General features: G+C 66.5%; 18 protein-coding genes and 1 riboswitch. Of the genes, 8 read left to right on the top strand and 10 right to left on the bottom strand.

Annotated elements, in window-relative coordinates:
- Positions 1–103: 103 nt before the first annotated feature.
- Positions 104–610, top strand: coding sequence for an acyl-CoA thioesterase (locus AC3WTC_RS07920; protein ID WP_025876535.1), 507 nt, complete (start codon positions 104–106; stop codon positions 608–610).
- Between the two features lie 146 nt (positions 611–756).
- Here AC3WTC_RS07920 and ppc read toward each other — a convergent pair whose 3' ends face one another.
- Together ppc and AC3WTC_RS07910 are read right to left on the bottom strand one after the other, a co-directional pair.
- Positions 757–3,468 carry a phosphoenolpyruvate carboxylase gene (ppc, locus tag AC3WTC_RS07915; RefSeq protein ID WP_099782870.1) on the bottom strand — a complete coding sequence of 904 codons (2,712 nt, stop codon included), beginning with the start codon at positions 3,466–3,468 and terminating at the stop codon, positions 757–759.
- Positions 3,469–3,640: 172 nt separating this feature from the next.
- A complete protein-coding gene (locus AC3WTC_RS07910; protein WP_492711258.1) occupies positions 3,641–6,157 on the bottom strand; it encodes a S9 family peptidase in 2,517 nt (838 codons plus the stop codon).
- Between the two features lie 123 nt (positions 6,158–6,280).
- Positions 6,281–6,363: riboswitch (S-adenosyl-L-homocysteine riboswitch) on the top strand.
- A 36-nt stretch (positions 6,364–6,399) separates the two neighbouring features.
- On the opposite strand from AC3WTC_RS07910, the gene ahcY reads away from it, so the two are divergent.
- From ahcY to AC3WTC_RS07895, 3 genes are all read left to right on the top strand, one after another.
- A complete protein-coding gene (gene ahcY, locus AC3WTC_RS07905; RefSeq protein ID WP_033830371.1) occupies positions 6,400–7,845 on the top strand; it encodes an adenosylhomocysteinase in 1,446 nt (481 codons plus the stop codon).
- Between the two features lie 302 nt (positions 7,846–8,147).
- Positions 8,148–8,933: a lysozyme inhibitor LprI family protein gene (locus AC3WTC_RS07900; protein ID WP_033830370.1), complete on the top strand. Its 786-nt coding sequence runs from the start codon at positions 8,148–8,150 to the stop codon at positions 8,931–8,933.
- A gap of 50 nt (positions 8,934–8,983) precedes the next feature.
- The gene (locus tag AC3WTC_RS07895) at positions 8,984–10,339 is read left to right on the top strand and encodes a peptidoglycan-binding protein (RefSeq protein WP_492711257.1); all 1,356 of its coding nucleotides are present in this window, start codon (positions 8,984–8,986) and stop codon (positions 10,337–10,339) included.
- A gap of 71 nt (positions 10,340–10,410) precedes the next feature.
- On the opposite strand, the gene AC3WTC_RS07890 is transcribed toward AC3WTC_RS07895, so the two are convergent.
- A complete protein-coding gene (locus AC3WTC_RS07890) occupies positions 10,411–11,265 on the bottom strand; it encodes a hypothetical protein (protein ID WP_492711256.1) in 855 nt (284 codons plus the stop codon).
- A 92-nt stretch (positions 11,266–11,357) separates the two neighbouring features.
- Here AC3WTC_RS07890 and ybaK point away from each other — a divergent pair, with 92 nt between their 5' ends.
- Positions 11,358–11,831, top strand: a complete 474-nt coding sequence (gene ybaK / locus AC3WTC_RS07885; protein WP_059066028.1) for a Cys-tRNA(Pro) deacylase — start codon at positions 11,358–11,360, stop codon at positions 11,829–11,831.
- Positions 11,831–12,325, top strand: coding sequence for a hypothetical protein (locus AC3WTC_RS07880; protein WP_492711255.1), 495 nt, complete (start codon positions 11,831–11,833; stop codon positions 12,323–12,325). The genes ybaK and AC3WTC_RS07880 overlap by 1 nt, the downstream gene beginning before the upstream one ends.
- A 92-nt stretch (positions 12,326–12,417) precedes the next feature.
- Here the strand turns inward: AC3WTC_RS07880 and AC3WTC_RS07875 are convergent, their stop codons facing one another.
- The 5 genes from AC3WTC_RS07875 to AC3WTC_RS07855 form a co-directional block, all read right to left on the bottom strand.
- Complete coding sequence (locus AC3WTC_RS07875; RefSeq protein ID WP_318263606.1) at positions 12,418–13,017, bottom strand: energy transducer TonB; 600 nt, start codon at positions 13,015–13,017, stop codon at positions 12,418–12,420.
- Positions 13,018–13,145: 128 nt separating this feature from the next.
- Positions 13,146–13,703 carry a DUF3228 family protein gene (locus AC3WTC_RS07870; protein WP_025876554.1) on the bottom strand — a complete coding sequence of 186 codons (558 nt, stop codon included), beginning with the start codon at positions 13,701–13,703 and terminating at the stop codon, positions 13,146–13,148.
- A gap of 50 nt (positions 13,704–13,753) precedes the next feature.
- Complete coding sequence (locus AC3WTC_RS07865; protein ID WP_492711254.1) at positions 13,754–14,485, bottom strand: LytR/AlgR family response regulator transcription factor; 732 nt, start codon at positions 14,483–14,485, stop codon at positions 13,754–13,756.
- Positions 14,482–15,531, bottom strand: a complete 1,050-nt coding sequence (locus AC3WTC_RS07860; protein ID WP_481462890.1) for a sensor histidine kinase — start codon at positions 15,529–15,531, stop codon at positions 14,482–14,484. The genes AC3WTC_RS07865 and AC3WTC_RS07860 overlap by 4 nt, the downstream gene beginning before the upstream one ends.
- A 37-nt stretch (positions 15,532–15,568) precedes the next feature.
- Positions 15,569–16,504, bottom strand: coding sequence for an alpha/beta fold hydrolase (locus AC3WTC_RS07855; RefSeq protein ID WP_492711253.1), 936 nt, complete (start codon positions 16,502–16,504; stop codon positions 15,569–15,571).
- Between the two features lie 204 nt (positions 16,505–16,708).
- On the opposite strand from AC3WTC_RS07855, the gene metF reads away from it, so the two are divergent.
- Positions 16,709–17,536, top strand: a complete 828-nt coding sequence (metF, locus tag AC3WTC_RS07850; RefSeq protein WP_059066021.1) for a methylenetetrahydrofolate reductase [NAD(P)H] — start codon at positions 16,709–16,711, stop codon at positions 17,534–17,536.
- Between the two features lie 41 nt (positions 17,537–17,577).
- Positions 17,578–18,156: a DUF4124 domain-containing protein gene (locus AC3WTC_RS07845; RefSeq protein ID WP_025876564.1), complete on the top strand. Its 579-nt coding sequence runs from the start codon at positions 17,578–17,580 to the stop codon at positions 18,154–18,156.
- Between the two features lie 152 nt (positions 18,157–18,308).
- On the opposite strand, the gene AC3WTC_RS07840 is transcribed toward AC3WTC_RS07845, so the two are convergent.
- Together AC3WTC_RS07840 and secA are read right to left on the bottom strand one after the other, a co-directional pair.
- Positions 18,309–19,262: a Nudix family hydrolase gene (locus AC3WTC_RS07840; RefSeq protein ID WP_025876566.1), complete on the bottom strand. Its 954-nt coding sequence runs from the start codon at positions 19,260–19,262 to the stop codon at positions 18,309–18,311.
- Positions 19,263–19,358: 96 nt separating this feature from the next.
- The gene (secA, locus tag AC3WTC_RS07835) at positions 19,359–22,091 is read right to left on the bottom strand and encodes a preprotein translocase subunit SecA (RefSeq protein ID WP_025876568.1); all 2,733 of its coding nucleotides are present in this window, start codon (positions 22,089–22,091) and stop codon (positions 19,359–19,361) included.
- Positions 22,092–22,329: the final 238 nt, after the last annotated feature.

The raw sequence follows: 22,329 nt of genomic DNA, 5'->3' as shown, positions 1-22,329 counted from the left end.
CCGGCCGCTGGCCGGCAACCATGCATCGGTTTGCGGACATCATGAGGGTGCCGGCCGCTGGCCGGCAGATGGTAGTGCCGGTGGTTGCCGATACAATCGCCCCATGTCGACCGAACTCAAATCCCACCAGCTGTCCATGACCGTGCTGATGTCGCCGGAAATGGCCAATTTCTCCGGCAAGGTCCACGGTGGCGCGATCCTGCGCCTGCTCGACCAGGTCGCCTATGCCTGCGCCAGCCGCTATGCCGGCCGCTACGTGGTCACCCTGTCGGTGGACCAGGTGGTGTTCCGCCAGCCGATCGCGGTGGGCGAACTGGTCACCTTCCTGGCCTCGGTGAACTACACCGGCACCTCGTCGATGGAAATCGGCGTCAAGGTGGTGGCCGAGGACATCCTCAAGCGCAGCGTGCGCCACGCCAACAGCTGCTTCTTCACCATGGTGGCGGTGGACGAGGACGGCCGGCCGACGCCGGTTCCATCGCTGCAACCGGCCAGTTCGGATGAAAAGCGCCGGCAGGCCGCAGCGCTGATCCGCCGCCAGCTGCGGCAGGAAATGGAGCAGCGGCATCTGGAACTGCTGGCGTCCAATCCGCCGTCGCCAGAAGAATGAAAGCGCGCCGACCGGGCTCGGCACCTGGCAAACCGGTAGTGCCGGCCGCTGGCCGGCAACTGCGGTAGCCTGCCTGCTGCGAGGTTGCCGGCCAGCGGCCGGCACTACCATTGCGAATTCGCCGGGCCATGCCCGGCGGATGCGGATCACCCCGTGTTCTGCACGCCCTGCGAGACACCATTCACGCAGGCCACCAGCGCACGCAGCAGGTCGTCGTCCTCGCGTCCGCTTTCGCGCCAGCGCTGCAGCAGGTCCACCTGCAGCACGCTGATCGGGTCCACATAGGGATTGCGCAGGCGGATCGACAGCGCCAGCCGCGCGTCGTGGTCCAGCAGGGTCTGCTGCTCCATCAGCGCCAGCAGCCAGTGCCGGGTCAGCTCCAGTTCGCGCTCGACCTGCGGGAAGAACGCATCGTGCAGCTCGCCGGACAGGCGCGAGAACTGTTCGGCGATGGTGATATCCCCCTTGGACAGCACCATCGCGATGTCATCCAGGAACGTGCGGAAGAACGGCCAGTCCCGCGCCATTTCACGCAACGTGGCTTCATGGCCGGCGTCGGCGGCCGCCTGCAGGCCGCTGCCGACCCCATACCAGCCCGGAATCACCGCGCGCGCCTGGCTCCAGGCGAACACCCACGGAATCGCGCGCAGGTTGGTCAAGGCCGCATCCTGGCCGAGCCGGCGCGACGGCCGCGATCCCAGCGTCATCCGTTCAATCACATCGATCGGCGTGGCGGTACGGAAGTAATCCATGAAACGCGTTTGGCCAACGAACGCCCGATAGACCTCGCTGCTGGAACCGGCGACCACGTCCATCACCGGCCGCCAATCATCCTCGCGCGGTTCGGCGGCACGCGGGCGCAGGCTGGCGCGCAGCACCGCACCGGTGGCCTGCTCCAGCGAACGCAGTGCCAGCGCGCGGATGCCGTACTTGCGGTGGATCACCTCGCCCTGCTCGGTCACCCGCAGGCGGCCATCGATGCTGCCGCGTGGCGAGGCATCGACCGCGTGCGTGGTCTTGCCACCACCGCGGCTGATCGAGCCACCGCGGCCATGGAAGAAGGTCAGGCGCAGGCCCGCTTCGGCGGCCACCTCCAGCAGCTCCACCTGTGCGCGCTGCAAGCCCCAGCGTGATGCGGCAATGCCACCATCCTTGCTGCTGTCCGAATAGCCGAGCATCACCATCTGCACGTCCTCCCGTGCACGCAGGTGCGCGCGGTACACCGGATCGGCCAGCAGATCGCGCAGCGTCGCGGTGCCGCGCTTGAGGTCGTCCACGGTTTCGAACAGCGGCGCGATATCCAGCGGCACGTGGCCGGCGTCATCGACCAGGCCGCCACGACGCGCCAGGGCCAGCACCGCCAGCACATCGCCACGGTCGTGCGCCATCGAGATGATGTAGCTGCCCAGCGCGTCGCCACCATGCCGCGCACGGGCATCGGCCAAGGCCGCGAACACTGCATCCAAGCGCTGGTTGCCCTCATCATCGCCAACAGGCAATGGTGTTTCACCACTGGCATGCGGTGCCAGCAGGCGTGCGCGACCCGCTGTATCCAATGCGTCCCATGCCGCATCGCCCCCCAGCACTGCCGCCAGCGCGCGCGCATGCACGCTCGATTCCTGGCGCACATCCAGCCGCGCCAGATGGAAACCGAAGGTCTTCACCCGCCACAACAGGCGCTGCACCGCGAAGCCGCCGGCATGTTCGCCCCGGTTCGCGCGCAGGCTGTCGAGGATCAGCTGCAGGTCGTCGATCAGCTCGTCCGGGCCGGCATAGGCGCCGTCGGCATCATCCAGCGTGGCCTGCAGGCGTGCGCGCATGCGGTCATTGAGCAACCGATATGGCATGTCGGCATGGCGTGGCCGCGACTGCACCTGCGGCAGCAACTGCTGGTAATGCGCGACGCGCGCCTGCAGTGCGTCGCTCACCCCCACCCGCTCGGTGGATTGGCTGAGCAGGCTGGCCAGCTGCAGCAGTTCCTTCTGGTAACGGCCCAGCACGGCAACGCGCTGTGCATCCAGCGTATTGCGGATGGTGTGCGCATCCACATTGGGATTGCCGTCCATGTCGCCGCCCACCCACGTGCCGAAACGCAGCAGGCGCGGCAGCGGCAGTTCCGCGCCATAGGTATCGCGCAGTGCCTGCTGCAGCGATTCGTACAGCACCGGGATCACCCGGTACAGCACCTGCACCAGATAGAAGCCGACGTGCTCGCGTTCGTCGTCCACGGTCGGGCGCACCGGCGAGGAATCGGTGGTCTGCCACGAGGCGGTCAACGCCATGCGGAAACGCGCGGCATCTGCGGCCGCCTCACCCGGCGTGCGCTGGCCGTCGAGATTGTCGACCAGGCTGGCCACCATCAGCTGCTCTTTCTCCAGCAGCGCGCGGCGCACCGCTTCGGTCGGGTGCGCGGTGAACACCGGCTCGATATCGATGCGTGGCAGCCACTGTGCCAGTTCATCCAGGCCGACGCCCTGCGCCTTCAGGTGCTGCAGGGCATCCTGCAGGCCATCGGGTTGCGGCGCGGCGGCAACGGCGCGCTGGTAGTCGCGGCGGCGGCGGATGCGATGCACGCGCTCGGCAATGTTGACCACCTGGAAGTAGGTACTGAACGCACGCACCATTGTCTCGGCCTGCTGCGGTTCACGCCCGGCCAGGCCGTCGGCCAGCTCTGACAGCGGCGCCTGGTTCTCGCGGCGGGCAATGGCACGCGTACGCACGTCCTCGACGTCATCGAGAAAGGCAGCCGACACCTGCTCGACCAGCAGGTCACCGACCAGTGCACCCAGACGGCGCACGTCGTCACGCAAGGGAAGATCAGGGGAAGCGAATTCGATACTGCTGCGGTACTCGTTCATCGGCGACGCACAGGCCTCGGTCAACGGATCCAGACCCCAAGCCTAAACCAGAACGCGTGCCGTGCTGCGATGCAAAAATGGTTTCATCTGGTAGTGCCGGCCGCTGGCCGGCAACCTCACGTTGCGCAGGTCCATGAGGTTGCCGGCCAGCGGCCGGCACTACCAGCACTGGTCAGCGCGTCTTCTTGGCCTTGCCCTGCTGCACCGGGCCGAGGTTCTGCTCCAGCCAGCGTTCGCTTTCGGCCAGCATCGTCATGATCGATTCGCGTGCGCGGTAGGCATGCGACTCGTTCGGCAGCATCACCAGGCGGGCGGTGCCGCCCAGCCCCTTCACTGCGGCAAACATGCGTTCGCTCTGCATCGGGAAGGTGCCCGAGTTGTTGTCGTCCACGCCGTGGATGAAGAGGATCGGATCCTTGATCCTGTCGGCGTAATTGAACGGCGCCATCTTCTGGTACACGTCCTGCGCCTGCCAGTAGTTGCGCTCTTCGGCCTGGAAACCAAACGGGGTAAGCGTGCGGTTGTAGGCGCCGCTGCGCGCGATACCGGCCTTGAACAGGCGGGTGTGCGCGAGTAGGTTGGCGGTCATGAACGCACCGTAGGAGTGGCCACCGATGGCGATGTGCTCGCGGTCGGTCACGCCACGCCGCACCACCTCGTCCACTGCGGCCTGCGCATTGGCCACCAGCTGTTCGATGTAGGTGTCGTTGGGTTCCTTGTCGCCTTCGCCGATGATCGGCATCGACGGGCTGGCCAGCACCACATAGCCCTTGGCCAGGAACGCCTGCGGGCCCCAGTAGCTGATGGCATTGAAGCGGTACGGCGAATCGGTCACCTGGCTGGCGGCCGCCGCGCTCTTGAACTCACCCGGGTAGGCCCACATCAGCAGCGGCCGCGGACCATCGCGCTTGGGGTCATAGCCCGGCGGCAGCAGCAGGGTCGCGGTCAGGTCCACGCCGTCCTTGCGCTTGTAGCGGATCTGCTCCTTCTGCACGCCCTTCAGCTGCGGCAGCGGATGGGCGAAATGGGTCAGCGCACGCGGTGCGGCGTTGGTGTCGGCCAGCGACTGCACGTAGAAGTTGGTCGGCTCGTCCGGGCTCTCGCGGCTGATCAGCAGCGAACTGGCCTGCGCATCCAGCAGCGTTACCGGCGCGGCGTAGGTCGGTGCCTGCGAATGGAACAGGCGGGTTGCCTTGCCGCTGGCCACGTCGAAGCGATCAACGAACGGACGGTCGCCTTCCGGCGATGCACCGGCACCGGCCAGGTACAGGCTGCCGCCATCAGCGGTGGTCTGCAGCAGCGAGCGGCCGCGGTCATCACTGGCCATCAGCGGGCGGCCCGGATCGGCGTAGCGGTCCTGCGCGTCGCGATCCCACAGCAGCCTGGCATCGGCACTGGCGTTGTCCGGTGCGATCAGCCAGGTCTTGCTGCGGCGGGTCTTCCACCACGATTCGTTGAGCAGGGCCAGGTCGCCGCGGCCCCAGCTGATGCCGGCATAGCGGCTGCCGAGCTGGGCCAGGGTCACCGGCGGCGTGTCGAATGGTGCGGCCTGCATGAACACCGCATCGCGCACCTTGGCTTCCCGGTTCGGGTCGCCACCATCCTGCGCTTCGGCCCAGACCAGGGTGGCATCGGCATCGCCACGCCAGCTGATGTCACGCACGCCGGTCACTTCGGCATCGTTGCCGGTCGGCAGGCCTTCCACCAGCGGCCGTACAGCCACGGTATGCACCAGCTTGCCGGTGCTGCGGTCGAGCACTTCGATACGGCGCGGGAAGCTGCTCAGCGGCACCACGTAGGAGTACGGACGCTGCACCGGCTGGCTGAGCACGAAACGGCCGTCGGGCGACACCGCAAAACCCATGAAGATGCCGGCCGCACCGATGGCACGGCTCTGCCCATCCAGGCCCACCTCCATCGGTTGGGTGGTGGCGTAGTAATCGAACTGGCGCGCGTCGGCCTCGTTCTTCAGCAGGTCCTGGTAGGTGCGGATGGACACCACGCCACCGCCCTGGCTGGTCTGCTGCACGGCCGGGCCGGTCGGGATGCCATCTGCAGCCGGGGCGGCGCCAAGGTTGCCCGGGCGGGTGAACACCACCAGGCCACGGCTGTCCGGCAACCACTGGTAGCCAGTGCCCAGAACGGTGTTCAGGCCGGCGACCAGGCGACGGGCGCTGCCGCCAGCCACGTCCACCAGCCACAGCTCATTGGCCCCGGTAGCGGCATCGACCTGGTTGAAGGCCAGCCACTTCTGGTCCGGCGACCACGTCAGGCTGGCGATCGACAGCGAGCCCGGCAACCCGCTGATCTGCCGCTCCTTGCCGTCGGCCACATTCATCAGCCACAGCTTCTGGCCGAAGCTGAAGCGGCTGTCGGAGAAGGTTTTCGGATTGATGCGCAGGCCGGCCAGCTTCAGCTCCGGCTGCGCCACCACCTGGATCGACGGCAGCGAAGGCATCTGCATCAGCGCGGCCACATCCCGGCGCGGCGACAGGAACAGCGACGGCGCCCGCGGCGCGTCGACCACGGCCTGCAGTGCTGCCGAGGGCAGCTCGTAACCGGCCACGCCCTGTGCCTGCGCTGCGGCCGCCTGCGGTGCCGCAGCCCAGGCCTGCGGGACCACCGCCAGCAGTGCCATCGACAGGACCAGGCCAGTCAAGCGCCGGTTGCGGCGTGCGTGCGTGCTCATCATTGTTCCACCTGTTCGCTGCATGAAGCCCTCGACCTTAACAGGCCATGCACCTGCGCCCATCTGCCGATGGTTGGGTCATCGCCGTGTCACAGCGGAGGCGCGATATAATGGGCATCCTCCCCTGCCGAGGGGCGCTGCGACCGGATCCCTTGAGGCCGGCCAGGCTCGGCCAGGTGGCTTTGCAACAACGGCGCCCGGCCAGATGCGAGCATCCGCTCGCCCACAACCGGAGCTACTGCATGAATGCTGTTGCCAAGACCTTCTCCACCGAAGGCGATTACAAGATCCGCGACATCACCCTGGCCGACTGGGGCCGCAAGGAACTGGACATCGCCGAGCACGAAATGCCGGGCCTGATGTCCATCCGCCGCAAGTACCAGGCCGAGCTGCCGCTGAAGGGCGTGCGCGTGACCGGCTCGCTGCACATGACCATCCAGACCGCGGTGCTGATCGAGACCCTGAAGGACATCGGCGCCGACGTGCGCTGGGCTTCGTGCAACATCTTCTCGACCCAGGACCATGCCGCTGCGGCGATCGCCGCCACCGGCACCCCCGTGTTCGCCTGGAAGGGCGAGTCGCTGGAAGAGTACTGGGACTGCACCCTGGACGCGCTGACCTTCACCCTGCCCGACGGCACCCTGACCGGCCCGGAGCTGGTGGTCGACGACGGCGGTGACGTGACCCTGCTGATCCACAAGGGCTACGAGCTGGAAAACGGCAGCACCTGGGTCGACGAAAAGGCCGCTTCGCACGAAGAGCAGGTCATCAAGAACCTGCTCAAGCGCGTGGCCAAGGAGCGCCCGGGTTACTGGGGCCGCGTGGTCAAGGACTGGAAGGGCGTTTCGGAAGAAACCACCACCGGCGTGCACCGCCTGTACCAGCTGGCCCAGGCCGGCACCCTGCTGATCCCGGCAATCAACGTCAACGACTCGGTCACCAAGAGCAAGTTCGACAACCTGTACGGCTGCCGCGAGTCGCTGGCCGATGGCCTCAAGCGCGCGATGGACGTGATGCTGGCCGGCAAGGTCGCCGTGGTCTGCGGCTACGGTGACGTCGGCAAGGGCTGCGCCGCGTCGCTGCGTGCCTACGGCGCGCGCGTGGTGGTCACCGAGATCGATCCGATCTGCGCCCTGCAGGCGGCGATGGAAGGCTTCGAGGTCAACACCATCGAATCCACCCTGGGCCGTGCCGACCTGTACGTCACCACCACCGGCAACAAGGACATCATCCGCATCGAGCACCTGAGCGCGATGAAGGACCAGGCCATCGTCTGCAATATCGGCCACTTCGACAACGAGATCCAGGTCGATGCGCTGGTCGACTTCCCGGGCGTGAAGCACGTCAACATCAAGCCGCAGGTGGACAAGTACATCTTCCCCAACGGCAATGCGATCTTCCTGCTGGCCGAAGGCCGCCTAGTCAACCTGGGCTGCGCCACCGGCCACCCGAGCTTCGTGATGTCCAACTCGTTCGCCAACCAGACCCTGGCCCAGATCGACCTGTGGGCCAACAAGGGCACCTACGAGAACAAGGTGTACCTGCTGCCGAAGAAGCTGGACGAAGAAGTGGCCCGTCTGCACCTGGAAAAGATCGGCGTGAAGCTGACCACCCTGAGCCAGGAACAGGCCGACTACATCGGCGTGCCGGTGGAAGGTCCGTTCAAGCCGGATCATTACCGCTACTGATGCCGTGCGCGGGGTCGGATTCCTTTCCGCAGGAAAGGGCGCTGACCCCAGCAACGGATGCACGCGGACGGGCGCCTTCGGGCGCCCGTTCTGCATCCGGGCACCCGCCGCCGTGTTCCGCGCGTCCTGTCACAGAGCCCTAAGCAGTCGCTTGCTACGCTCTGTTCCCGCCAACGGCCCCGGCGCGGGATGTTGCAATGCCCAGCCCGCCGCGTGGCCGCCACGGCACCCCCATTCCATGGTTCGCCCCATGCCTGCCGCCCGCAGGCCATGCGCCAGGACGCAGACATCAAAGGATAGACATGCAGCGCAGCAGTGAACGTATGACCCGGGCCATCAAGCCCCTCATGACCCTGTGCTGGGTGGCCCTGCTGGCCGCCTGCACCCCGCCCTCCGGTGAAGCCCAGGCCACGACGCCTGCAGCCGCCACCGAACAGGCCAACACCGACGGCAAGGCGGCCAGTGCCCCGGCAGCGGCCGCCGGCAGCACCGCCTGCGCCAATCCGGCATCGCCGGTGCAGGCCCTGATCTGCAACGACCCCGCCCTGTTGAAGCAGGAAGGCGAGCTGGCCAAGGCCGAAGCCGCCGCAAGCCAAACCCTCGATGCCGCCGGCAAGGCCAAGCTGCAGGCCGAGCAGCAGCGCTGGATCCAGCACACCCGCGACCTGTGCAGCGACGCGCACTGCCTGCAACAGGTATCTGCCGACCGCCTCAAGGTACTGTCGGCCACGCGCGACGGTCTGGTCGACCAGGACGCCTGCGAAGTGCCCGACGGCCAGCAGCAGTGCGTGGACATGCTGGTGCTGCGCGACCCCAACAGCCAGCTGGCGACCTTCAACACGCTACTGGGTGAAAACGGCCAAAAAGGCAGCCTGCTGGGCTGCACGGCGGCAACCAACATCGGCGCCGGCCACAACGCCCTGCTGGCGGCCAACTGCACCCTGGAAACAGCCACCGGCAAGCGCAACGTGCAGCTGTGCAGCAACCAGATGGTCGGCCAGTTCGCCATCGAACCGGCACCGGCTGCCTACGGCACCGAGGCCACCCGCCAGCTGCTCGGCTTCACCCAGCAGCACTGCGCCGGCTGACATCAGCCGGGCGGGCACGGCTCCCTTTTCCTCATTGAAGGACGATGACCATGGCAACGGATTCCACTCTCACCCGCGAACAGCTGTCCACGCTGTTCCTCAACACCGAACTGGGCGGCAACACCCGCCACCTGGACCATTTTTCATACGCCCAGGAGGGCACCAGCGCCTATTCGTTCGGCCTGGTGCAGTTCGACGTCGGCGGCAACCCCCAGGCCAGGCGCTTCCTGCGCGACAACGGTTTCACCAACGGTGACATCGAACTGCTGTCCCAGCACGGGGGGCTGAGCACACAGCAGCTGGCCGCGCTCGACGCCAAGCTGCAGGCCATTCCGCAGGCCAACATCGACCAGCTCACCAACACCAAGCTGGACAGCGCCATCGAGCGCGTCGACGAGGCCATCGGCAAGGTGCGTGCGACCAACCCGGCCGCCGCCGATGCCATCGTGGCAAACCCGGAACTGCAGCTGGCCATGGCCGACTATGACAACCAGTTCGGCAGCATGGGCCCGCAGTTCATCAACTATCTGGCCGGCAACGCGGAGAAGCTGCAGGGCGGTACCGTCCAGGCCGGCGATCCACCAAGCCGGGCCGACGTGCAGACCTTCGTCGATGCGACCAAATTCGGCATCCAGTCGCCTGCGGCCGTGACCAGCCGCGATCAACGCTTCGACACGGCCATGACCCAGCTGAGCATCACCCCAACCCATGCCCCCTCGCACGGCTCGCCCAGCACACCCGGTGCGTCGGCTGGCAGTGGCGTGCTGGTGAACGGCGCAAAGGGCGATGAGGTGCAGGCCATGCAGCAGAAGCTGGCCGACCTCGGCTACACGGGCAAGGACGGTGCACCGCTGGTGGCCGACGGTCACTTTGGCCCGGGCACCCTGCAGGCGGTCCAGCAGTTCCAGCGCGATCATCAGCTGACGGTGGACGGCAAAGCCGGCAACGGCACATTGGGTGCGCTGGAGGCGGCAAGCCAGCAGCATCAGCAGGCCGAATCAGCAGCACCGAGCATGGCCACGCCCGGGCACGCCGACAATCCGCGCTACCAGCAGGTCGTGGAAAAGCTGGAAGCATTGGAACAGCAGCGCAGCCAAGGTGGACTATCGCCGCTGTTCCATGACCGCGGCCAGCTGGAGAATGCCGCTGGACAGGTCGCCTACGAGTCCAAGCTTGTCGGCATGTCACAGGTGGACACCGTGGTGGCGCGCCCCGACGGCCAGGGTGTATTCGCGGTGCAGGGCCAGCTGGGCGATCCTGCAGCGCATCGCACCTACATCGACCTTGCGCAGGCGGTCAGCCAGGATCTGCCATCCAGCACTCGCCAGAGCGAAGCGTTGAACGCCGAACAGACACAACGACAGGCGCAGGAACAGGCACAGGCACAGCAGCCGCTGTCGCGCTGATCTGCGATGGATCGGATCCACGCACAGCGTGGATCCTGTCATCCGGTTCAGTATCCACGCGCGGGGTGGCTCTACTGCATGCGCTGGCGGTCGTCGCCGAGGGCGAGGCGGCACTGTTCGCGGAACGCAAGCTGCCACGCGGGCAGATCAAAGCGCTCGCGCTCCTGGAATGACACCGTCTCGGCGGCCAGCACGTAACAGCGGTTGTGCGACAACCGTAGTGCCGCCTCCCTATCGCCGATCTGCCAACACCGATCGATGCAGGCCTGCATCAACGCGTAGTCCGGGTTGTTCCTGGCACCGCCAAAGGCGAAGCCCATCTGCTGCGCCATCGCCACCACCGGATCCACACCAGCATGCGCCGATTTCAGGATGCGCAGCACACCTGCTTCGGGCACGCCAAAGGCCCAGTTGGCCAGCACGGCCGAGCGCGCTGCGCGCACCGCCAGCTCGGCATTGCGCAACCGCATGTGCTGGCCAGCGAGCATGGCCCAGCCCTTCTGCAGGTCTGGAAAAGCCGCAGTTGCGGCGTCGAGCAGTGGGATCGCAGCGGCGGGCTCGCCCGCGGCTACATGTCCCTGCGCCAACTCGACAAGCCGCAGAGGCGAGTCTGCGTCGTCCACATCATGCGCGCGCGGATCCCACTCGTCGTCATCCCACGCATCCTCGTCCAGCGCGCGATTGATGGCCAACCAGTGCGCGAACACGTCCAGCGAAGAATGGCTGTAGACCATCCTGCCCTCGTCATGGAACATCTCGCAGACCAGCGGCAATGCGCCTTCGCGCCCCAATGGCCAGTACAGCCCGAAGCAATCGCCGTTGCCCAACGCGCCTTCGGCGATCGGCAGAAAACCCTGCGGTGGATACGGGCCCGCTGCCACTTCGGTGTCAAAGGTCAGGTCGTGGAGGTGAGCGGGTGCGCGCATGCTGGAGCCTGGGAAAGCCGACGTGCAGTATCGCAGGGTGCGGCAATAGCCTCGGTCAAGGCAATGCCCGCGCGCGGCGCTACGATATGCCCATGACCCCGGCCATCAACCTGCTCAAGCGCGAGAAGATCGCCCATACCGTGCACAGCTACGTGCACGATGCCCATGCCGAATCCTATGGCGGCGAAGCCGTCGAAAAGCTGGGCCTGGACCCGGCACAGGTATTCAAGACCCTGCTGGCCAGCACCGAAACGCACGAACTGCTCGTTGCCATCGTGCCGGTGGCCGGCCAGCTTGATCTGAAAGCACTGGCCGAGGCGGCCGGCTGCAAGAAGTGCGAGATGGCCGCCGTCGATGCCGCGCAGCGCGCAACCGGCTATCTGGTCGGCGGCATCAGCCCGCTTGGGCAGAAGAAGCGCCTGCGCAGTTTTCTCGACGCCAGCGCGCAGGCACTGCCCACCCTGCACGTCAGCGCGGGACGGCGTGGCCTGGAAGTGGAGCTGGCACCGGCCGACCTGCTGCACCTGACCGGCGGCCTCTACGCCGCGATCGGCAGGCCCCGTTGATGCGCTGGCCCTGGTCCACGTCGCCGCCACTGCGGCTGGACGACCCGCAGGCCGATGTGCTGCTGCAGGACCTGCTGTCGCGCGATGCCAGTCGTATTCATGCAGCCAGCAGCCGCCTGGCACGGCTGTTCAGCGCTACGACGCTGGATGCGCTGGCGTCGCAGACCGAGCGGATCGAGCAGGCCTGCCAGGGCGTGCAGCTTGGCGGTGCGCTGGTCAGCAACGATGTGCACCTGCAGGCCGCACTGCGCCGCCTGCGCTACTGGCATGAGCGCAAAGGCTGCCTGTGCGCGCTGTATCCGGATTACCTGTTCTTCGACCCACGCCGGCTCATCGAGCAGGGGCATGTGCGGCTGCTGGAACAGGGCGTGGCCGAGGATGGCTGGGGCGACCGCCATCGGGTGGCCTGCACCTGCTGCGGCCAGCGCTGGGATGCCACCGACCGCGAGTACCACTACCCGTGGTGGGAGTGGACCTTGCTCGCCCTTGATTGAAGCCACGCGTGGCGTGGCTCTACTGCGAAGGCGGATCCACGCCAAGCCTGGTTGTGCCGGCTCCCGCTACGAAAGCCAGGAGAGCACATCCTTCATTCGTTGAGAGCAAAGGTCACCGGCACGTCCATCACACTCATGGCGGGCAACGCGGGCTGTTGCGCGTCGCGTTGCATGGCCCACGAGCGGAGCCCCTTGGCCGCTGCCGCGTCCAGCACCGCGTGACCACTGGACACGCGTACCACGGCCGCGACAATCCTGCCGTCCCCGCTCACCAGCGCCTTCAGCTGCACTTTGCCCTGCAACCCGTCACGTACAGCCGCAGAGGGGTACTCGGGGAATTCACGCCTCCAGTTGCCGCTGGCCGCAGGGAACAGTGTCGCCTTGGACGACAGCGGGCAGCGCGCAGGGAATCGCAGCACCAGTGACAGCGGCTGCGCGGACGGCTGAGGTTCCGCAGCGGCCTTGCATACCGCCATCGACACCGCTTCCAGCATGCGTTGCTGGCGCACCAGCGCTTCCGCATCCGCAGCCACGACGTGCAGCGTGCAGCGCCCTTGCTGGGAACGCGCCTCCATGCTGCTGACGCCCACATCCTGGATCGATGCCGCGTTGCTCAATCCACCGCATGCGGCGTTGGCATCGTAACGCTGGGCTGAACTCTCGGCTGAACCGAGCAAGGCGCCCAGCGCCACCGCCAACGGTAGCCACGTTCTGATCGTCATCGTTGCTTCCTGCTGTGATGGAAACAGCATCGTATCCCGCGGTGGCCGCAGCGGATTTCACATCGCAGTGCGCTGACGCGCATCGCGATGCTGTGTTCTCACGGCCGCCAGTTGGCGTTGTTCTCCCAGAACGCCACCGCGCGCTGATAGGCTTCGCGGTCCAGCGGCACGCCCGAACCACCCTCCTCCACGCCCAGCGCATTGCGCATCATGGTGATCGGCGCCATCGGCACTTCTTCCGGCTCGGCGGTATAGATGCAGCCGACGATGCCCCAGTCCGCATCGATGGGTGAACCTTCCTTGGCCAGCTGCTCGGCGCTGTACAGGATCACCACCAGGTAATTGGCCCGTGGCGATTCCACGCCCTCGAACCAGCGCACCAGCACCGGCAGTTCCTCACGGTTGCGCGCCTCGTAGCCGCTGCGCAGCAGGTGCCGGTTGGCATCGGTGACCGGTACGGTCAGGCAGCGCGTGCTGGTCCAGTTCTCATAGACGAACAGCTTGCAGAACGGTGCATAGCCATCGAGCACCTTCAGCGGCGGGTGCGCGTTGAGATGCGCCTGGAACTGCTCGGCGCTGCAGTCCTGGATGGTGTTGCCGCGCGGTACGCGCGGGAACAGGCGGGGGCGGGCGAAATCGGTGAGGACGATGGACATGGCGCGGTGTGATCGAAGAATCCGCTGCACAGGGTAACCGCAGTCGTTGCCTACAGCGCCATCCGCTCGCGCAGCTCCCGTGCCTGCCGCCGCGATACCTCCACTTCACTGCCATCATCCAGTGCCAGATCGTAGCCATCGCCAATGCTCGGCGTGACCGCACGGATGCGCCGCAGGTTGACCAGCGTGTTGCGGTTGGCACGAAAGAAAAGGTCCGATGGCAAGCGTGCTTCCAACGCGCTCAGGCTGCGGGCCAGCAATGCGTTCTGGTCGCGGAACCACAGCCGCGTGTAGTTGCCGTCCACCACCAGCCGACGGATCTCGGCAATGGACACGAACCAGCAGCGCTCGCCTTCGCGCACGAACACCTGGTCCTGCGCACCCAGCGTGCCGTGCACTGTGGGAGGTTCGGTATCCAACACCGCATGATGACGCGCACGCTCCAGCGCTTCCAGCAGTCGCGGCGCTTCCACCGGCTTCACCAGGTAATCCAGTGCATTGGCCCGGAACGCGCGTACTGCGTAGGTGTCGTAGGCAGTGACGAACACCACCGAGGGCACCCTTTCCAACCCGTCCAGTACATCGAAGCCGGTACCGGAGGGCATCTGCACATCCAGCAGCACCAGGTCCGGCGCCAGCGCGGCGATCGCCTCGCGCGCAGCAGGCACATCGTCGGCCTCGCCCACGCACTGCACCCACGGCAGCGCCGACAGCAGCGTCCGCAGCTCCTGTCGCGCCAGCCGTGCATCATCGACAATCAGCACACGCAGCACGGCCGTCATTGCGGAATCTCCAGCAGCGCCTGCATGCGGTCGCCGACCGGCTGCAGGGTGAAACGGCCGCGCGTGCCAAGCTGCGCACGCAGGTAGGCCAGTCCCACGCCATGCCCGTGCGCGGGTTCGCTGCCAGTGCAAAGCGGGTTGTCCACCTGGAGGCGCAGCAGGTCATCGTCCAGCGACGCGCGGATATGTACCTCGCCGCCGCCCGCGCGGCTGGCAATGCCATGCTTTATCGCGTTCTCCACCAACAGCTGCAGTGCCATCGCAGGCAGCTGTGCCTGCACAGCCTCTGCGGCGATCTCCCGCCGCACCTGCAGACGCTGTTCGAAGTGGATCGCCTCGATGGCCAGATAGTCGTCGACCACTTCCAGTTCCTCGGCCAGGGTCACCTGCTCACTGCGATTGTGGGCCAACGCGTGGCGCAGCGTGCGCGACAGGCGGGTGACCATGTCGCGGGCACGCTCGGGCTCTTCCAGAATCAGCGCTCGCAGGTTGTTCAATGCGTTGAACATGAAATGCGGATTCAGCCGCGCACGCAACGCATCGCGCTCCAGGGCGCTGCGCTCCGCCTCCACGCGCAATCGCGCCAGCTCGCTGTGGCGCGCGCGGCGCAAGCCATGCAGGCCCGCCCACAGTCCCGTCCACATCAAAAGGAACAGGGCGGTATTCATCCAGTACAGCACGACCGACGACAGCTGATAGTCGGCACGCCCACCGGGCAACTGCACCCAGCCCAGGGCCAGCGCCGGCAACAACAATGCCGCCGTCAGCGCCTGTGCAATGCTGGCGCCGACCACCACGCCAGTTGCCAGTTTCAACACCAGGCTGCCCAGACTGCCATCCCACCAGCGCTGCCGCAGTGCGACCGAACGCAGCGCGCCGCTGCACAACCACAGGGAAACGGCAATGCTGAGGGAGATCAACACCACGCCGCTGAACAGCGTACCGCCGCCGATACGCACCCCCAGCCACAGGCTGTACGTCGCATAGCCTGCCCACGCCAGCGCGTTGAGGATCCAGAAGCGGCGGGAAGGCGTGGTAGCGTCCATGAGCAGCCTTGGCGGTGGAGGAAAGGGCATACGGCGGTCAGGGATGTGCGGCGAGGAAGCGGCGCACCTGCGCCTGCAGCCAACGCGGATCATCCCACATCAGGAAGTGGTAACCCTGTGCGCTCATCTCGATCTGCACACCCGGCAGCTTCGCGTACTGCGCCTGGAACTGCGCACGGGTACTGGCTTCCGTACCCCCCATCGACTGATAAGCGGCCCAGCTGCCCAGCACCAGGACCGGCGTGTGGATGCCGTCGATGTCATCACGCAGATCGCGCACCAGCATGGAGTACATCGCATCGGCCATGCTCGTGCGATCACTGTCGCGCCCCCAACGCCGCAGCTCCGGCAGATGCTGGGTGCTGCGGGTCAGGGCTTTGGCGGTCGCATCGTTGCGTGCATTGAAGCTGGCCTCATCGGCCGCCAGCAGGCCTTCACGCAGCTGCCCGGCCATCATCCCCACGTTCTGCGCGGTGGCCTGCGGGTTCATCACCGCCGCATAGAACGGCAGCGAATCAACGATCACCAGCGGACCGATGCTATCGGGCGCCTTCAGTGCCAGTTGCATCGCCAGCACACCCCCCAGGCTGTGACCGATCACGGCAACCTTCGACAGGTGCCGCGCCTGCAGATAGCCCAGTAGTTCGTCGCGCATCGCCGGCAGGAAATCGGCCGGGCGCGGATCGACAGGCGCCGCGCCGGCAAAACCCGGCAGTTGCACCAGATGGCACTGCACGTCCTCCAGGGCCAGGCAGGTCTCACGCCAGACCTCCGCACTGCTGTTAAGCCCGGGAATCATCAGCAAGGGACGGCCCTTGCCGAGCACCTCGACCTGCACTGCGCCTGCAACGGCGGCTTTATCGACGGCTGTGGCATGGGCCGGGCCTGAGCCAAGCACGGCCATCGCCATGCCGATCATCGCCAGCCTGGCCAAGGCCTTCATCGCGTACCAGAGTGCCTGGAAGATCTTCATCGTCTGCTCCTTCATCGCGTGGGTGGTGCCGGGATTGGGACCAGCGTGGCTTCGCTCCCGTTGCCCCGGTTGCGATTACGGAGCAACGGCCCGTCAGCGGGGCGAACGGTCGCCCGCACGGGACGACGTGACCCGACACATCCATCGCACATCCATCTCGATGGAGAGATATACTGCTTCACACCCGATGCCGCCGCCCGTGCCATGACCGCCATCAGCTTCGAGTTCTATCCGCCCAAGACCGACGAACAGCGCACCCAGCTGGACCGTGCCGCGGCCAGGCTGAAGGCCTATGCCCCCGAGTACGTGTCCTGCACCTTCGGCGCCGGTGGCTCGACCCTCAGCTACACCTCCGAGACCGTGCGCCATCTCAACCAGCACCACGGCTTCGACGCGGCACCGCACCTGTCCTGCGTCGGCGGTACCCGCCAGGAAATCCGCGAACTGCTCAAGCTCTACCGCGCCATCGGCTGCCGGCGCCTGGTGGCACTACGCGGCGACCTGCCCTCGGGCATGGGCTTTCCTGGCGACATGCGCTATGCCTCCGAACTGATCGCCTTCATCCGTGCCGAACACGGTGATGCCTTCCGCATCGAAGTGGGCGCGTATCCGGAAACGCATCCGCAAGCGCAGGACGCCCTGCTCGACCTGAAGCACTTCAAGGCCAAGGTCGACGCCGGTGCCGATGCCGCCATCACCCAGTACTTCTTCAATCCCGACGCCTACTTCCACTTCGTCGACGAAGTGCAGCGGCTCGGCGTGCAGGTGCCGATCACCCCGGGCATCATGCCGATCTCCAACTTCAGCCAGCTGCGCCGCTTCTCCGAACAGTGCGGTGCGGAAATCCCGCGCTGGATCAGCCGCAAGATGCAGGCCTACGGTGACGACGCCGAATCGGTGCGCGCCTTCGGCGCCGAAGTGGTGGCCAAGCTGTGCCAGCGCCTGGTCGAAGGCGGCGCTCCGGGCCTGCACTTCTACACCTTGAACCTGGCCAAGCCGACGGTCTCGGTACTGAAGCTGCTGCAAGGCTGAAAAGTACGCTGCGTTATCGCAATCGGCGCTACGCTGCGTCGATGAAGCTCGTCCTGTCCCTGTTGCTGGTCCTGCTGCTGCCCGGTGTCTGCGCCGGTGTGCAGGCGCAGACCACGCGCTTGAACCGCTGCACCGATCCGCAGGGGCAAAGTGTCTATACCGACCGCCCCTGCGACAGCTTGGGCGCGCAGTCCCGGCGGCCACCGCCGGCGCCTTCCGGCAATACCCTGCAACGCGACAGCCTCGGCAGCAGCTGTCCGCGCCGGCTGAGCGAACTGGTGCAGGCTTTGCACACGGCGGTCAGCATCGGTGATGTGAACCGGCTTTCTTCGCTGTACCTGTGGGGCGCGGTGTCCGATGCCGGCGCACAGCGGATTCTTGGCCAGCTGGAATCGGTGGTGCGACGGCCGCTGGTGGACGTGGTGCCGGTGTATCCGCGGCAGGATCTGGATGAGGGCCAGGGCATCGCCTCGCAGGATTCGGAAACGGTGCCGATGCCGGCTGCACGGCGACATCCGATCGGGTTGCGGTTGGAGCAGACCCTGCCGGGCAGCGCCACGCGCGCGGCGACCGTGCTTGGGCTGCGGCGGCAGTATGGGTGTTTCTGGATTACGTTGTGAGCGGGTGCTGCTGAACCGCCATCCACGCATGGCGTGGATCTACTGCTTGCGGTGAGGGGTCGGATCCCCTTCCAGCGGAAAGGGCTCCGACCCCGGATTCAAGCGAGGAGGTCAGAGCCCCGCGTCGCGGGGATCCGACCCTGTGTATCGCGCTACACCGGCCACAGTCCGCGGATGGCGGCGATACCCTGCCCGCCATGCCGGCGTGCCTCGGCCACATGCTGCGGTGTCATGCCGCCGAGCGCATAGATCGGCAGCGAGACCTGGGCGCGCAGCGCGGCGAAGGCCTCCCACCCCAGCGGCATTGCATCGGGATGGCTCGCAGTGGCCTGCACCGGCCCCAGCACGGCGAAGTCGCAGCCCAGCCGCTGTGCGGCCAGCAGCTGCTCAAGCCCGTGGCAGGAGGCGGCCACCAGCTGCCCGGACGGCAGCGGCCGTTCCTGCAGCGACTGCAGCTGCTCGCTGCCCAGGTGCACGCCAACGCCGAGTGTGCGCGCCAGTTCGATATCGCGGTTGAGCAGCCACTGCACACCGCGCCGATGCGCGCGCACGGCCTGCTCGATCACGCCCTGACGCTGCGGATGCTCGGCGGGCAGGCGCAGCTGGATGCGTTGCTGCCCCGAAGCCACCGCCTGCTGCAGCTGGCCGTGCCAACGCTGCAGGCCGCCCTCATCGATGTCCGGTGCAGGGGTGATCAGGTAGCAGTCCGGCTGGCGCAGTGCGGCCACCACCGGCAGGTCGGCCGGCGGCATTGAATAACGGGCCAGCTTGTCCGGCGTCACCCAGGTGATGGCCTGGCCCTCGCGTCCACGCGGCGCGCCCTTCCAGCTGCGCACGTGGCGCACTTCCAGGGTCAGGTCCTTGTCCGGGTAGCGCTGCGGCACGTCCATGATCCACTCGCCCACCTCGGCCTCGATGCCCAGCTCCTCGTGCAGCTCGCGCACCAGCGCCTGTTCGGAGGTTTCACCGGGCTCGCGCTTGCCGCCCGGGAATTCCCAGAGGCCGGCCATGTCGCGGCTTTCGGTACGGCGGTTGAGCAGGATGCGGCCGCGGGCGTCGGTGATGACGGCGGCTACGACGTGGATCGATCGTTTCGGGGAAGGCATGGCCGAAGCATGCCGAAAAGCGGGGCACCGGTGCAATCGCCGGACGCTTCAAGGCCCAGAACAGGAAAGCCCCGCTTTCGCGGGGCTCTCCGGGGGTCAGCTCAGCTGGCCGTGGCAGTGCTTGTACTTCTTGCCGCTGCCGCACGGGCACGGATCGTTGCGACCGATCTTGGGCTCGTCACGCTGCAGCTGCGCCACGCCCTGCTGGGCGGCCTCCACCTGCGCCGCCTCTTCGTCGGCGCCGTAGCCGCCAGCGTCCTGGTGCTGGAACTGCGACTGGCTCAGGCGGGCTTCCACCTGCTGGCGCTCGGCCGCTTCCAGTGCCTGCACTTCCTCGTCGCTGCGGATGCGCACGCGGGCCAGCAGGGTCACCACTTCGCGCTTGACGTTTTCCAGCATGTCCGAGAACAGCTCGAAGGCTTCCTTCTTGTATTCCTGCTTCGGCTGCTTCTGCGCATAACCGCGCAGGTAGATGCCCTGGCGCAGGTAATCCATGCGTGCCAGGTGCTCCTTCCAGCTCTGGTCGAGCACGGTCAGCATCACGTGCTTCTCCAGCGCGCGCATGGTCTCTTCGCCCACGCCCGCTTCCTTCTCGGCGAAGTGCTGGTTGATGCGCTCCTGCACCTTGGCGGTGATGCCTTCGGCGTCCAGTTCCTCGTGCGACTTGACCAGATCGGTCAGCGACATGTCCACACCGAAGTCCGACTGCAGGGTGGCTTCCAGGCCACGCAGGTCCCACTGCTCGTCCACCGAGTTCGGCGGCACGAAGCGGGCAACGATGTCGAAGATCACGTCGTCGCGGATGCCATCGACGTTGTCCTTCACCGACTCGGCGTCCAGCAGTTCGTCGCGCTGGGCGTAGATCACCTTGCGCTGGTCGTTGTTGACGTCGTCGAAATCCAGCAGGTTCTTGCGGATGTCGAAGTTGTGGGCCTCGACCTTGCGCTGCGCCTTTTCAATCTGGCGGCTGACCAGGCGGTCTTCGATGACGTCGTCTTCCTTCATGCCCATCATGCGCATGGCCTTCTGCACCCAGTCGGAGGCGAAGATGCGCATCAGGTTGTCTTCCAGCGACAGGTAGAAACGGGACGAGCCCGGGTCACCCTGGCGGCCCGAACGGCCACGCAGCTGGTTGTCGATACGACGCGATTCGTGGCGTTCGGTGCCGACGATGTGCAGGCCGCCGGCCGCCTTGACCGCGTCATGGCGCTTCTGCCACTCGGCCTTGATCGCGGCCTTCTGCTCGTCGGTCGCGCCTTCGCCCAGCTCGTGGATTTCCGCTTCCAGCGAACCGCCCAGCACGATGTCGGTACCACGACCGGCCATGTTGGTGGCGATGGTCACGGCGGCCGGACGACCGGCGTTGGCGACGATGGTCGCTTCGCGGTCGTGCTGCTTGGCGTTGAGCACTTCGTGCTTCACACCCGCCTTGCGCAGGTGCTCGGACAGCATTTCCGAGGTTTCGATCGAGGTGGTACCCACCAGCACCGGCTGGCCGCGCTTGGCGCACTCTTCGATGTCGGCCAGCACCGCATTGAACTTGCCCTTGCGGTTGAGGAACACCTGGTCCGGGCTGTCCTTGCGGATGGTCGGGCGGTTGGTCGGGATCACCACCACTTCCAGGCCATAGATGCTCTGGAATTCGAACGCTTCGGTATCGGCCGTACCGGTCATGCCGGACAGCTTCTTGTACATGCGGAACAGGTTCTGGAAGGTGATGCTGGCCAGCGTCTGGTTCTCGCGCTGGACCGGCACGCCTTCCTTCGCTTCCACCGCCTGGTGCAGGCCATCGGACCAGCGACGGCCGGCCAGGGTACGGCCGGTGAATTCGTCGACGATGACCACTTCGCCATCGCGCACGATGTAGTCCACATCGCGCTGGTAGATGGCGTGCGCGCGCAGGGCGGCGTTGAGGTGGTGGACCACGGTCAGGTTCTGCGCCGCGTACAGGCCTTCGGTCTCGGCATCGAGGATGCCCGCTTCCACCAGCAGCTGTTCGGCGTGCTCCATGCCCGCTTCGGACAGGTGCACCTGCTTGCCCTTCTCATCGACCCAGAAGTCGCCTTCGCCGTCTTCCGCTTCCTGCTTGACCAGGTTCGGCACGATGCGGTTGACGCGGATGTACAGCTCCGGGGAATCGTCGGCCGGGCCGGAGATGATCAGCGGGGTACGCGCTTCGTCGATCAGGATGGAGTCGACTTCGTCGACGATGGCGTAGTGCAGGCCGCGCTGGTAGCGGTCAGCCTTGGACAGCGCCATGTTGTCGCGCAGGTAGTCGAAACCGAATTCGTTGTTGGTGCCGTAGGTGATGTCCGAACCATAGGCTTCGCGCTTGTCGCTGTGCGGCATGCCCGGGTAGACCACGCCCACGCTCAGGCCCAGCCAGTTGTACAGCTTGCCCATCTGCGCGGCATCGCGGCGGGCCAGGTAGTCGTTCACGGTGACCACGTGCACGCCCTTGCCCTCCAGCGCATTGAGGTACACCGGCAGGGTCGCCACCAGGGTCTTGCCTTCACCGGTGCGCATTTCTGCGATCTTGCCCAGGTGAAGCACCATGCCGCCGATCAGCTGCACGTCGTAGTGGCGCATGCCCAGCACGCGGCGACCGGCCTCGCGGCAGACCGCGAACGCTTCCGGCAACACCTTGTCCAGGGCTTCACCACCGGCGATGCGCTGCTTGAATTCCGGCGTCTTGGCCTGCAGCTGCTCGTCGGAAAGCTTCTCGATCTCCGGCTCCAGCGCATTGATCTTGGCGACGATGCGGTTGAGCTGGCGCAGCTGTCGTTCATTACGACTGCCAAATACGCGGGTAAGCAGGCTGTTGATCATTGAGGGAACCGGGTTGGATGGAAATGCCGCACGGCTCCGGGAAGGATCCGTCCGCCGCAAACGAATCAGGGCGCCTGGCGCCCTGTCGATGGCAACACCCATTGTAGCTTGGGATGGGCCGCTGGGGTTTCAACCCTGTGGCGGCATTGGCATCCGAACATTCCGGTAGTGGGGGGGGGGGGGGGGGGGGGGGGGGGGGGGGGGGGGGGGGGGGGGGGGGGGGGGGGGGGGGGGGGGG

This window comes from Stenotrophomonas sp. FW305-C-20-S1 (genome assembly GCF_058783335.1).
The sequence above is the reverse complement of the archived record's forward strand: the minus strand, read 5'-3'. Positions and strand labels throughout refer to the sequence as shown.

Bases quoted from the DNA above. Each gene is read 5' to 3' on its own strand.
- AC3WTC_RS07890 (WP_492711256.1), bottom strand. From the start codon at position 11,265: ATGCGCGCACCCGCTCACCTCCACGACCTGACCTTTGACACCGAAGTG.
- AC3WTC_RS07920 (WP_025876535.1), top strand. From the start codon at position 104: ATGTCGACCGAACTCAAATCCCACCAGCTGTCCATGACCGTGCTGATG.
- AC3WTC_RS07840 (WP_025876566.1), bottom strand. From the start codon at position 19,262: ATGCCTTCCCCGAAACGATCGATCCACGTCGTAGCCGCCGTCATCACC.
- metF (WP_059066021.1), top strand. From the start codon at position 16,709: ATGACCGCCATCAGCTTCGAGTTCTATCCGCCCAAGACCGACGAACAG.
- ahcY (WP_033830371.1), top strand. From the start codon at position 6,400: ATGAATGCTGTTGCCAAGACCTTCTCCACCGAAGGCGATTACAAGATC.
- ybaK (WP_059066028.1), top strand. From the start codon at position 11,358: ATGACCCCGGCCATCAACCTGCTCAAGCGCGAGAAGATCGCCCATACC.
- AC3WTC_RS07895 (WP_492711257.1), top strand. From the start codon at position 8,984: ATGGCAACGGATTCCACTCTCACCCGCGAACAGCTGTCCACGCTGTTC.
- AC3WTC_RS07860 (WP_481462890.1), bottom strand. From the start codon at position 15,531: ATGGACGCTACCACGCCTTCCCGCCGCTTCTGGATCCTCAACGCGCTG.
- AC3WTC_RS07910 (WP_492711258.1), bottom strand. From the start codon at position 6,157: ATGAGCACGCACGCACGCCGCAACCGGCGCTTGACTGGCCTGGTCCTG.
- AC3WTC_RS07865 (WP_492711254.1), bottom strand. From the start codon at position 14,485: ATGACGGCCGTGCTGCGTGTGCTGATTGTCGATGATGCACGGCTGGCG.
- AC3WTC_RS07845 (WP_025876564.1), top strand. From the start codon at position 17,578: ATGAAGCTCGTCCTGTCCCTGTTGCTGGTCCTGCTGCTGCCCGGTGTC.
- ppc (WP_099782870.1), bottom strand. From the start codon at position 3,468: ATGAACGAGTACCGCAGCAGTATCGAATTCGCTTCCCCTGATCTTCCC.
- AC3WTC_RS07855 (WP_492711253.1), bottom strand. From the start codon at position 16,504: ATGAAGATCTTCCAGGCACTCTGGTACGCGATGAAGGCCTTGGCCAGG.
- AC3WTC_RS07870 (WP_025876554.1), bottom strand. From the start codon at position 13,703: ATGTCCATCGTCCTCACCGATTTCGCCCGCCCCCGCCTGTTCCCGCGC.
- AC3WTC_RS07900 (WP_033830370.1), top strand. From the start codon at position 8,148: ATGCAGCGCAGCAGTGAACGTATGACCCGGGCCATCAAGCCCCTCATG.
- AC3WTC_RS07880 (WP_492711255.1), top strand. From the start codon at position 11,831: ATGCGCTGGCCCTGGTCCACGTCGCCGCCACTGCGGCTGGACGACCCG.
- secA (WP_025876568.1), bottom strand. From the start codon at position 22,091: ATGATCAACAGCCTGCTTACCCGCGTATTTGGCAGTCGTAATGAACGA.